The 10,331-nt window shown below is 71.3% G+C and carries 11 protein-coding genes; 6 read left to right on the top strand and 5 right to left on the bottom strand.

Going from position 1 to position 10,331, the window contains the following annotated elements; genetic code table 11:
- Positions 1 to 228 precede the first annotated feature (228 nt).
- From AWQ68_RS13955 to AWQ68_RS13945, 3 genes are read left to right on the top strand one after another with little or no spacing between them, the layout of a single operon-like run.
- Positions 229 to 1,050, top strand: a complete 822-nt coding sequence (locus AWQ68_RS13955) for a hypothetical protein (RefSeq protein ID WP_066940211.1) — start codon at positions 229 to 231, stop codon at positions 1,048 to 1,050.
- The gene (locus tag AWQ68_RS13950) at positions 1,047 to 2,123 is read left to right on the top strand and encodes a glycosyltransferase (protein ID WP_066940208.1); all 1,077 of its coding nucleotides are present in this window, start codon (positions 1,047 to 1,049) and stop codon (positions 2,121 to 2,123) included. The genes AWQ68_RS13955 and AWQ68_RS13950 overlap by 4 nt, the downstream gene beginning before the upstream one ends.
- 35 nt (positions 2,124 to 2,158) lie before the next feature.
- Complete coding sequence (locus AWQ68_RS13945; protein ID WP_066940205.1) at positions 2,159 to 2,440, top strand: metal-sensitive transcriptional regulator; 282 nt, start codon at positions 2,159 to 2,161, stop codon at positions 2,438 to 2,440.
- 122 nt (positions 2,441 to 2,562) lie between these two features.
- Here the strand turns inward: AWQ68_RS13945 and AWQ68_RS43545 are convergent, their stop codons facing one another.
- Both AWQ68_RS43545 and AWQ68_RS13940 read right to left on the bottom strand, forming a co-directional pair.
- Positions 2,563 to 2,724, bottom strand: a complete 162-nt coding sequence (locus AWQ68_RS43545) for a hypothetical protein (protein WP_169808914.1) — start codon at positions 2,722 to 2,724, stop codon at positions 2,563 to 2,565.
- A gap of 223 nt (positions 2,725 to 2,947) precedes the next feature.
- On the bottom strand, positions 2,948 to 4,336 hold the full coding sequence (locus tag AWQ68_RS13940) for a hypothetical protein (protein ID WP_245655901.1): 1,389 nt from the start codon (positions 4,334 to 4,336) through the stop codon (positions 2,948 to 2,950).
- A 188-nt stretch (positions 4,337 to 4,524) separates the two neighbouring features.
- Here AWQ68_RS13940 and AWQ68_RS13935 point away from each other — a divergent pair, with 188 nt between their 5' ends.
- Both AWQ68_RS13935 and AWQ68_RS13930 read left to right on the top strand, forming a co-directional pair.
- Positions 4,525 to 5,673, top strand: coding sequence for a mannosyltransferase family protein (locus AWQ68_RS13935; protein WP_084463959.1), 1,149 nt, complete (start codon positions 4,525 to 4,527; stop codon positions 5,671 to 5,673).
- 113 nt (positions 5,674 to 5,786) lie between these two features.
- Positions 5,787 to 6,758 carry an endonuclease/exonuclease/phosphatase family protein gene (locus AWQ68_RS13930; protein WP_066940202.1) on the top strand — a complete coding sequence of 324 codons (972 nt, stop codon included), beginning with the start codon at positions 5,787 to 5,789 and terminating at the stop codon, positions 6,756 to 6,758.
- Between the two features lie 37 nt (positions 6,759 to 6,795).
- On the opposite strand, the gene AWQ68_RS13925 is transcribed toward AWQ68_RS13930, so the two are convergent.
- Positions 6,796 to 7,329 (bottom strand): gamma carbonic anhydrase family protein, encoded by a 534-nt coding sequence (locus AWQ68_RS13925; protein ID WP_066940200.1) that lies wholly within the window; start codon positions 7,327 to 7,329, stop codon positions 6,796 to 6,798.
- Positions 7,330 to 7,503: 174 nt separating this feature from the next.
- Between AWQ68_RS13925 and AWQ68_RS13920 the strand changes: the two genes are divergently transcribed.
- A complete protein-coding gene (locus AWQ68_RS13920; RefSeq protein WP_084463957.1) occupies positions 7,504 to 8,520 on the top strand; it encodes a coiled-coil domain-containing protein in 1,017 nt (338 codons plus the stop codon).
- 286 nt (positions 8,521 to 8,806) lie between these two features.
- Here the strand turns inward: AWQ68_RS13920 and AWQ68_RS13915 are convergent, their stop codons facing one another.
- Together AWQ68_RS13915 and AWQ68_RS13910 are read right to left on the bottom strand one after the other, a co-directional pair.
- The gene (locus AWQ68_RS13915) at positions 8,807 to 9,562 is read right to left on the bottom strand and encodes a GntR family transcriptional regulator (protein ID WP_066940197.1); all 756 of its coding nucleotides are present in this window, start codon (positions 9,560 to 9,562) and stop codon (positions 8,807 to 8,809) included.
- Between the two features lie 151 nt (positions 9,563 to 9,713).
- Complete coding sequence (locus tag AWQ68_RS13910; protein WP_066940194.1) at positions 9,714 to 10,259, bottom strand: VanZ family protein; 546 nt, start codon at positions 10,257 to 10,259, stop codon at positions 9,714 to 9,716.
- Positions 10,260 to 10,331: the final 72 nt, after the last annotated feature.

Here is a 10,331-nt window from a genome sequence, read left to right as displayed (position 1 = left end):
CAGGCTGACCGAGGGCGAAGCCGTACGGGCCGCCCTTCCCGGGGAGGAACGGGAAGGGCGGCCCGTCGCTTGTCTATCTTATCTACAATTTGTGGAATTTTTCGGTCAAGCGACAAGGAGTGTCGGAAAACGGGGTGTTGATCCCAAATCCCTTTCTCGGCATATCCACATAACGGGAAAATCACGGTAGCCTCAACGTGGCTCAATCAACGGGGAGGGGGCTGCGCGGTGAGCGTGATCGTTACGAATGCCGAAGTCACCCTTGCCGACGTGCTCTCCGTACGGATCACGCTTGAGGAGCCGCTGACGGGCGACGAGCGGCTGGTCCTGCGGCACCGCGGCACCGGAGCCGAGCGCCTGATCTCCCTTGACGGACACGAGGAGGCCGAGGCCCCGGCGGGGACGGCCGGGCTCGCGGTCCCGCTGGCGTCGCTTTCGCTCACGCCCGGCCGCTGGGACGCCTACCTGCAGCGCGACGGTCTTCGGACGCGGATGCGCAGCGTCGACCCCGGGTTCTCCCTGGACCGCCTCGACGCGTACGCGCTGGGACGGCGCACACTGGCATACCGGGCGTATCGGACCCGCAACGGCTTTCTGGCCGTCAAGATCGACCGGGCCGCGCCGGTGGCGGACGTCCGGGCGGTGTGGTTCCGCGAGGGGCGCTTCGAGGTCACCGGCCTGCTCGCGTACACCGGGCTGGACGACGACGACCGGAACCGCGACGCGCGACTGGCGATGCGCCGCGGCCACCAGAACGGCCAGGGCGAGCGGGACGCGAGCGTGACCGTCGCCGCCACCGTGCAGGGCGTGCGATTCCACGCGGCGCTCTCGCTGTGCGACGTGCTCGCCGCCGCGCCCGAGCAGGAGGGCGTCTGGCAGCCGTCCCTGGAGGTGGACGGCGTCGACGGACCGCTCCCGCTGGGCGCCAGGATCGACGACGTCGAGGGCAAGCGCCGCCGGGTCCACTTCCCGCGCGTGCTCGTGGACGGCGTCCCGGTCACCCCCACTTTCACCTCCGACGACGAGCTGCGGCTGGAGGTAGGGGCGTGAAGATCTCCTTTCTCGTCCCCTCGGCGTACGCGATGCGTGGAGACGTGCGCGCCACCCTGAACCTCGCGGCCGGGTTGGCGGCGCGGCACGAGGTGGAGGTCGTGAGCGTCAAGCGGACCAGGGAGACGCCGTTCTTCCCGGTCGATCCGCGGGTCTCCCTGCGCTGGCTGGTCGACGCGCGCCCCGGCGTGCGCCACCTGCTGCCCCCCGGCCAGGTGCGCACCGAGGTCGCGCTCTGGCGCACCCTGCGCGGGCTGCGCACCGACGTGCTCGTCACGACCCGGCCCGGCCTCGGCGTCCAGGCCGCCCGGCACGCGCCGCGCGAGGTGGTGCGCATCGCCCGCGAGTGGTCGCGCCCCTCGGTGCCCGACCCGGTCCGCCGGTTCTATCCCCGTCTGGACGCGGTGGTGACCAGCACGGCGGGCGCGCGGGACGAGTGGGCCCGCCTCCTCGACGACGACCTCTCGGTGCACGCCATCCCGGACGCGCTGCCCGCCGGCCCGTGGCCGCGATCCCGGATGGACAACCGCATCGTCAGCGCCGGCGGCCGGCTGGTGCCCGTCAAGGCGTACAACCGGCTGATCCGCGCGTTCGCGATCGTCGCGGACAAGCGGCCCGACTGGCGGCTGCGCCTGTACGGCACCGGCCCGGAGGAGAAGCGGCTGCGCGCCCTCGTCAGCGAGCTGGACCTCCACAACCACGTCTATTTCATGGGCGCGACGTCCGACCTGCCCGGCGAGTTCGCCAAGGCGTCCATCGTGGCGGTGCCGTCCCGGCAGGAGGCGCCCGGCATGAGCGTGGTCGAGGCGCTGAGCTGCGGTGTGCCGGTGGTGGGGTTCGAGGGCCCGCGCGGACCGGTGGAGTTCGTCCGGCCCGGCCACGACAGCGTGCTGGTGCCCGAAGGCGACGACGAGGTCGAGGCGTACGCCGCCGCGCTGCTCGGCCTGGTGGACGACGACCGCCGCCGCCTGGCGCTCGCCGGCGGGGCCCTCCGGACCGCCGCGACGCACGCCGCGGACGCTATCGCGGCCCGCTGGCAGGAGCTGATGTACGGTTTGCGATCCCGCGAGTGACTGGCGTTCATACCCAAAACGGGTAGCGTGAGGTCATGCACGGGTACAGCGGTGACAAGCAGGCGTATCTCACGCGGTTGCGCCGGATCGAGGGACAGATCCGAGGGCTGCATCGGATGGTCGATGAGGACGCGTACTGCATCGACATTCTCACCCAGGTGTCCGCGGCCACCCGTGCGCTGCAGGCGGTGGCTCTCGGGCTGCTGGAGGACCACATCGCGCACTGCGTCGCCCACGCGGTGAACGAGGGCGGCCCTGCGGCGGACGAGAAGATCAAGGAGGCGTCCGCGGCCATCGCCCGGCTCGTACGCTCCTGAAGCCTTTCCTGAGCGGTGGCAGGGAGTTTCGGCGGGGACTGGTTGACTAGTCCGGGAAAACGATCCCGGACTCCGTCGCCGGAGTCCGGGATGATCGGCTGTCGGGTTTCTCGTATTCGCCTTCAGCGGCTCGCCGAAGTCCCCAAACCGAGTGCGTTGTCGAGTTCTTCCAAGGTCAGTCGCTCATCGCTGAAGTTGACGGCCTCCAGCACCTCTGCGTAGAGCGCGATCTCGTCCAACGCGACACGGTCGTGGACCCGAGAGTCCAGGTCGTCGTGCCCCACCGCGTCGTCCTTCCTTCTGCAGCCCACACCCATCACGAGGTTACGTCCGGCTGTCTTTCCCCGACATGGCCCATCGGGACCATTCCTGGGGGCTGGTCCGCCCCCTATCAGTAACCATTTCCCAGATTCTGAGATCACAATTCGGTTAATTTCGGGAGGGGGTCCGGATGCTTTGGTAAAAGCAGAGGTTATCGCGCTTCATGGGTTTCGCGTGAACAATGCGTCAGCTGTGAAAAAGCCACCCGGACTCTGACCGTTCGTGGAATTCCTTGGTCACCGTGACGCCGGGAACGGTGTCGTCCCGCTGGTGCATGAGGCACGCGACGAGCGCCGACGCGACCGGGAACCCGCGCGGGGGCGGCGCCGTGCCGGTCACCGCGCACCAGGCCAGGCCGGTGGCGTACGCGGCTCCGAGCAGGGCGGCGGCCGCGTCGCGGCCGGGCGGCACCAGGGCGGCGGGAAGCGCGCCCGAGGAGGGCCAGCAACCGCGCAGCGGATGCGCCCGGTCGGTGAGCGTCACGTAGAACGACCGGCGCATCTCGTCGTCCATCCAGGGGTAGAGCAGCGGCACCACGCCGGCCGTGGCGCCCCCTGTCACAGCCGTGACGTCGGCGGCGAGCAGTGAGGCGGCGACCGCGCGCGGGTCGGCTCCCGAGGCGGTCACGTGCCCCAGCGCCTCGACCAGGTCGTACAGCCGGTGCCGGAAGTGCTCGCCCGGGGACGTCTCGGACAGGGTCGCCACGGCGAGGTGTGGCGGGCGGCGGGCCAGCCAGGCCTGCCGTACGGCGCCGGCCTGGGCCGCCGGGCCGTCCAGCCAGGGGCTCGCGGCGGCCGGGCCGGCCATCGCGAGGAGGGCGTCGGCCCTGGGGCGGAACCGCGCGTCGGCCCGGAGCGCCGAGGCGGTCTCGACGACCAGCCCGGCCATCTGCCCGGCGAGCCGCGCCCCCGCCTCGCCCGGCCGGGCGAGCATCCGCTCGGCGTACAGCGACACGATCGCGTCGAGGGGGACCGGCGGGAGCCAGCGCACCCACTCGTCCCCGGGCAGCGGCCGGGCCAGGAACTCGCCGAACATCGACAGCAGCACCTCGTTGCCGTCGAAGGCGGGGGCGTAGGCGCACCACATGATCGTCGCCCACACGGCGGCGACCGTGCCGGCGACGTCCGCGGCGAAGACGTCGTGGAACGACCCCGGGGGCAGCGGGAAGTCGTCGCGGCCCAGCCGGCGGTGCGCGACCACGAGCTCCCTGATCCGCTCGGTGACGCCCTGGGGCACGTCCGGCCCGACGAACCCCTGCGTGGAGCCGCGCTCGACCGCGAAGTCGGGCCCGTCGGGCACGAGGAGCGGCGGGATCGCCGCGCCCGGCGCCGGGCGGGCGGCGGAGCGGACGTGGGGCAGCGCCGGGGGCGCCGAGAGGTGCCAGCGGCCGTCCACCCGGTCCAGCCGGTACCAGCGCGCGTGCGTGCCGAACAGCCAGCACGAGCCGTCGGGGGCCATCAGGGCCCGCGCGGCGATCGCCTGCGCGCGTGCGGGACCGGGCAGCGTCGCCCACCGCGGATCGGCGACCATGGCGCGGACGTCCCGCTCGATCGCCGTGAAGCCGTCCCAGTGCACCCGGCAATGGTAGATCCCGCCGCCGACACGACGGCCTGAAACTTTCACCCGAGTTATGCCGATGACCTGGGAGGATGGTGGGGCCCGGGTGGGGAGTCGGGTTTTCCTCTCGACTCTCCCTTTGCACAGGGGGGTGTCACGTACTTCCATTGGTCAGCGTGACGGAGACTCAGCGGGCGGAGGCCGGAGTGGAACCCGCAATCGACCCCGGCGTGGCGCGAGGGGAAGAACGGCTCGGCCGGCTGCGGCGGCTCCTCGGCCGGCCGGCCGACCGGACCGCCCTGCTGATCTGGTTCTTCTGGCACGTCGCGACGTATATCTACATGGTGCTGGCGGCGCCCGGCCGCACCGAGGCGCCCCTGCTCGACCGGCTCACGCCGTGGGACGCGGACAACTTCATCGCGATCGCGCAGTACGGCTACGACGGCCCGCCGGACATGACTGACGCGCCGAAGCTGGTCGCGTTCTTCCCCGGGCTGCCGCTGCTGCTGCGGGACCTGCACTGGCTGATCTCCGACTGGAGCCTGGCCATCGTCCTGGTGTCCCTTGTGGCCAGCGCGGTGGTCGCGGTGGCGCTGTCCCGGCTGAGCGACTCCTACCGGCAGGGAACGGGCACCTGGACGGTGCTGGCGTTCTTCCTCAGCCCGTTCGCGGTGTTCCTGCTCGCGGGGTACTCGGAGGCGCCGTTTCTCGCGCTGGCGATCCCCGCGTGGCTGCTCGCCCGCCGGGGGCGCTGGGCCGCCGCCTCCGTCTGCGCCGCGCTGGCGTCCTCGATCCGGGTGTCCGGGCTGTTCCTCGCGTTCGGTCTGGCCGTGATGTTCCTGGTCGCCGAGAACGGCAGGCAGTGGCGCAAGCTGCCGTGGCTGGCGCTGCCCGGCGTGCCGGTCCTCGCGTACATGCTCTATCTCTGGAACCGTACGGGCGACCTGATGGCGTGGAAGGCGGCCGAGGCGCAGTACTGGGGGCGGTTCCCCGAGAAGCCCTGGCAGGTGTTCCTCAACACCTGGAACCGCTCGATCGACGAGGTGGCGCTGCGCACGTCGTACCAGGAGGAGATGCTGGCGGCGGCGGTGCTCGTGGCGCTCATCGTCTGGCGGCTGGCGCGCTTCCGGTGGGCGGACGTCGCCTATCTCGCTCCGCAGGCGGTGGCGCTGCTGGCGATGTCGTCGTTCTACATGTCCGTGGGGCGGGCCTCGCTGCTGTGGTGGCCGCTTTATCTCTCCGTCGGCATCGTGGGCTCGCGCCGTCCCTGGGTGTTCATGGCATACCTGGCGGTGGCCGCGCCCGTCATGGCAATCAACGTGGGGAATTTCACCACCGGTGCGTGGGTGGGGTAAGACGTCCTTTTTGCCGCGATCTATCCCCGTCTCGCTAGTATGATCACGTTTGCTACGCTCAGTAGTCTATTGATTATGGAGAGTGAGCTATGATCGGTACGCGGCGACATGACATGGCCAGGCTTCTGATCTCCGGTGTGCTGCTCGCCTCACCACTCGTGGGGGCCGCCGGGGCGAGGGCGGCCGACGGATCGCTGACGTACCGGGTGAGCGTGCTCACCTACAACGTGTGCGGGGGCAACAACAAGCGGAACACCTGCGGCGAGGATCTGACCCCCGAACGGCGGCGGGTCTGGGCGCCCGAGGTCTCCGCGCTGATCAGGAGCAGGGACGTGGACGTCGCGTCCTTCACCGAGATGTGTTACGCCCAGGTCGATCTGCTGCAGCGGGAGCTCCCCGATTACGACTTCGTCTGGTACGGCCTCGGCAGGTCGGCCAACTGCCGCGAGATCTGGGGCGACCTGACCGACCAGACGACGGCGCCGAACGGCAGGACCGCCGGCATCGCCCTGGCGTTCAAGAACGGCGTCGTGGGCGCCCCGTTCCGCCGGCGGCTGGTCGTCGACAACCCGGACGCCGACCCGTCCGCGCCCATCCACCGGCGCGGCGTGCTGTGCGCGCGTTCCGTCATCGGCATGGAGTACGGCGTCGGTTGCGTGACCCACATCTCGCCCCTGGAGTCCCCGCAGCAGGTCACCGGCGAGATCGGCCGGTGGGCGGGGGGCGTGCCGATCATCCTCGGGGGCGACTTCAACCGCATGCCCGAGCACCCCGAGATGGGCGCGGTGTACGGGACGGGCCTCGGTGCGGGGAACTACACGGAGGTGGACGCGGGACCGGCCGGAAAGCAGAGCCGCGGCGGCAACCCGACCACGCGGGGCGGCCGGAAGATCGACTACATCTTCGCCAGCCAGTCGAACTATCGGAACGCCGGGGCCGAGGTGATCCAGACGAATCCCGAGCTCTCGGACCACCGGCCGCTGGTCGGCTCGTTCACCGGAGCCGCGGACGGCGCGCAGACTGGGACGTTCGTGCACACGTTCACCCAGGTCGTCGCGGCGGCGTTCGCGGCCATTCCGAAGTGACCGCGGATCGTCGGGCATCCGTGCCGGACGCCCGACGTCACTCCGACGTGAGCCGGGTCGCCGCGGCGTGGCGGTGGGCCTTGGCCATGTAGTTGTCCGGGGTGTGGGCGAACGAGGCGCGGTCGCCGTCGGTCAGTTCGCGGACGACCTTGGCGGGCACACCCGCGACCAGCACTCCCGCCGGGATCCGCGCCCCCGGCGTGACCACCGCGCCCGCGGCGACCAGCGTGCCCGCGCCGACGCGCGCGCCGCCGAGGACGATCGCGCCGATGCCGATCAGCGCGCCCGTCTCGACGTGGGCGCCGTGCACCATCGCCTTGTGCCCGAGGCTCACCCGGTCCTCCAGGATCGCGGGCTGCCGGGGGTCGGCGTGCAGGCAGCAGAGGTCCTGGATGTTGCACTCGGCCCCGACCTCGATCCGCTCGTCGTCGCCGCGCAGGACCGAGCCGTACCAGACGCTCGACGCGCGGCCGAGCCGTACCCGGCCGACGATCACGGCGCCGGGCGCGACCCATGATTCGGGGTGCAGTTCGGGGGTGGCGTCGTCGTCAAGAGCAGCGATGTACGGCATGGCGCCATGATCCCACGGGCGTGTTCTCGGCGGGCTCCCGGTCGCACGGCGCGGGCGTGGGCGGAGCGTCCAGGGGTGCGAGGTCGGGCGTTCGGGTTGCGAGGTAGGGCGGATAGCAGGAAAGTCATGTCCTGACGTGCGTTACCGCCTCAATTCCCAACCCCAGGGCTTGTCATGACGAATCAGACCGAGAACTTCCCCGACCTCTTGAGTGACGACTCCTTCGAGGTCGTCATGCGTGGATACAGCCGCAGGCAGGTCCATGACTACATGATCAGGACCCGGAACCAGATCAGGGACCTGGAGGAGCGGCTTGCGCGGACCATCGACCAGGCCGAGCAGGGCCGGGCCGAGCTGGCCGAGGCGCGCCGCAGGCTCGCGGGCGCCCCGCAGAACCCCGATGAGCTGGGCGAGCGGCTGAGCCAGATACTGAAGCTGGCGCAGGAGGAGGCGGCGGCCAACAAGGAGGCGTCCCAGTCGGAGGCCACGCAGCTGCGCGAGCAGGCCATGACCGAGGCCGAGCGGATGGTCACGACCGCGCGGGAGCAGGCCGACTCGATCAGGACCGCCGCCCAGGAGGAGGCCGAGCGCCGGGTCGCCGACGCCACCAGCGCCGCCGAGCGCCTGCTCGCCCAGGCGGGCTCCGACGCGGAGGAGACTCTGAACACGGCGCGGGCCGAGGCCGAGGACGCGCTGCGCGCAGCGCGCGCCGAGGCCGACCGGCAGCTCACGGTCGCGCGCCTGGAGGCGGAGAAGCTGGTCGGCGACGCCCGCGCCGAGTCGCACGCGACCCTCACCGCCGCCCAGCAGCGGGCCGCCTCGCTCGACGAGCACACCGGCCGTCGCGTGGCCTATCTGACCGACACGCACGCCGAGGTCATGCGCCGGCTGGGTGAGATCGGGTCGGTCCTGGGCGACCTGCTTCACCGGGAGAGCGCGGCGGGCCCCCTGATCGACGAGGCAGCCGTGCTGCCGCCGCAGGCGCACGTCGTCCAGCAGCCGCTCGAACTCGCGCCCGCCGACGGCGCCGCCGAGGAGGACGAGGACATCCGGGTCATCGTGGAGGGCGTGCCGGTGGAGGGCGTCCCGCAGCAGCCCGCCCAGGACATCGACGTGACGACGGACGTCGCCGTGGTCCGGGTGCAGAACGAGCAGAACGAGCAGCACGGTCAGCCCGGCCAGCGCCGGTAGCCGCGGACGGACGGCCGCCGAGGGGTGGCGCGTCTGGTGCCCGTGGAGGCGTCGTTGGGATGGCACCAGTGGCGACGCCCCCACGGGGGATCAAGGATGCGGAAGCCTCCGCCCCCGATAGGGTCGGAGGCTTCCGCGCTCGTGGCCGGGCCCTGCCGCCTCCGTCGTCCTGGGGTGCCGTGGGCGCCGGACGCGACGTGGCCTCTCTATTCAAGGTGCGCGACATCTCTAGAGAAATCAATGATCGGTATGGTCATGTCCTTCTAACGCCGGCGGTCTCCTTGACCTATGCGTCGAAGTCGTACTGGAGCACGTACGAGGCGGCGTCGAGGACCATCTCGTTGTACTCGACGGGGCGGCCCTCCGCGGTGTAGGCGGTGCGGATGATCGCGATGATGGGGGTGCCGGCGGGCAGGCCGAGCAGATCCGTCTCCCGCGGGTGGGGCATCCGGGCGCGGAGCTCCTCGGTGAAATGCGCCGGGGAGTGGCCGAGGTCGCCGAGCCGGGCGTAGACGCCGCCGGGGCCGGTGTCGGGCAGCACGACCGCCGTCCCCTCGACCAGGTCGGCCGGGAAGTGCGAGGCGGCGAGCTGGACCGGCCGGTCGTCCACCAGGTAACGCCGCCGCCGTACCCACACCTCGCCGGTGTCCAGTACGCGGGCGACCTCCTCACTCGCCGCCTCCCGCTCGATCTGGACCTGGTCGACCGCGTAGGCGCGGCCGTGGGCGTCGGTGTCCCAGATGGCGCGGCCCGCCGCCCACTGCTCGCGGGCGAGCCGCCGCGAGCCGTGCCGGCGGATCGGGCGGAACAACCGGACGTACACGCCGGAGCCGCGCCTGGGTACGGCCAGGCCCTCGTTGATGAGCACGGCGAGGGCCTGCCGGGCCGTCGCGCGCGCGACGCCGTACTCGGCCATCAGTGCGTTCTCGCCCGGTAGCCGATCTCCGTCGTGCAGATCGCCGGACAGGATCTTGTCGCGTAGCCTGTCGGCGATGCGCCGATAGATCGGGAGCTCGTGATGCACCGGGGCCGATTCCGTCACGTTTGATCACCCTCTGTCACCAACGGGGGGTTAGCGTCTGTAGAGAACTTGCCCCGTCTTGTCCACGATCGCACAGGAAATGACGTTGGTCCTGGGCTTATTTTGAGTGGATCGTGCCTGTGTGACGATCTCCGGGGAGAATCGCTACCCGTTACCGTGGAACGGTCCGGCCGTCTCGGGGGTCGCGCGCGTGCCAGTGCCGGGTCATGATCGCGGCCAGGACGGCCCCCGCCGTGTTGATCAGCACGTCGTCGATCGACGACACCCGGTGGAGATGCAGGCCGTACTGCAGGGCCTCGACGGTGATCGAGGCGGCGGCGGCCACGAGCGCCACGGTCCGGAGCCGGGCGAACCGCGCGGACCTGACCGGCAGCAGCGCGCCCAGCGCCGCGAAGACCAGGAGATTGCCCCCGACCTGCACGATCACGGTCGTTGCCGGCGCCTGGAGCACGGCGGCCAGATCGCGTAGCGGGACGAGATTGACGCCCTCCGTGCCGCTTCCCGGGGTGAGGATCATCCACAGCCAGGGGAGCGTGCCGACGATCATGCCGACGTCGGCGTACGCCGTGCGGGCCGGGTGGGGGTGGCCGCGCGCCGCCCTCCGCCGGGCGAGCAGGTGGGCGGCGAGGAGCGCGACCGGGACCGCCAGCACGGCGGCCACGATGACATGTCCCCACATCTGCCACACCAGCCACATGGCGGACATTCTGCGGCCGATGAGAGGATCACGGCCACTCGACGAGGTCATCGCGCCCGCTGTTGTGTGCGA

This window comes from Microtetraspora fusca, from assembly GCF_001570365.1.
Classification (GTDB): domain Bacteria; phylum Actinomycetota; class Actinomycetes; order Streptosporangiales; family Streptosporangiaceae; genus Microtetraspora; species Microtetraspora fusca.
This window is presented reverse-complemented; position numbering and strand designations above follow the sequence as displayed.

What these genes read in the sequence shown, in the direction of transcription:
- AWQ68_RS13930 (WP_066940202.1), top strand. Translation starts at nt 5,787, where the DNA reads ATGGCCAGGCTTCTGATCTCCGGTGTGCTGCTCGCCTCACCACTCGTG.
- AWQ68_RS13920 (WP_084463957.1), top strand. Translation starts at nt 7,504, where the DNA reads ATGACGAATCAGACCGAGAACTTCCCCGACCTCTTGAGTGACGACTCC.
- AWQ68_RS13945 (WP_066940205.1), top strand. Translation starts at nt 2,159, where the DNA reads ATGCACGGGTACAGCGGTGACAAGCAGGCGTATCTCACGCGGTTGCGC.
- AWQ68_RS13925 (WP_066940200.1), bottom strand. Translation starts at nt 7,329, where the DNA reads ATGCCGTACATCGCTGCTCTTGACGACGACGCCACCCCCGAACTGCAC.
- AWQ68_RS13910 (WP_066940194.1), bottom strand. Translation starts at nt 10,259, where the DNA reads ATGTGGCTGGTGTGGCAGATGTGGGGACATGTCATCGTGGCCGCCGTG.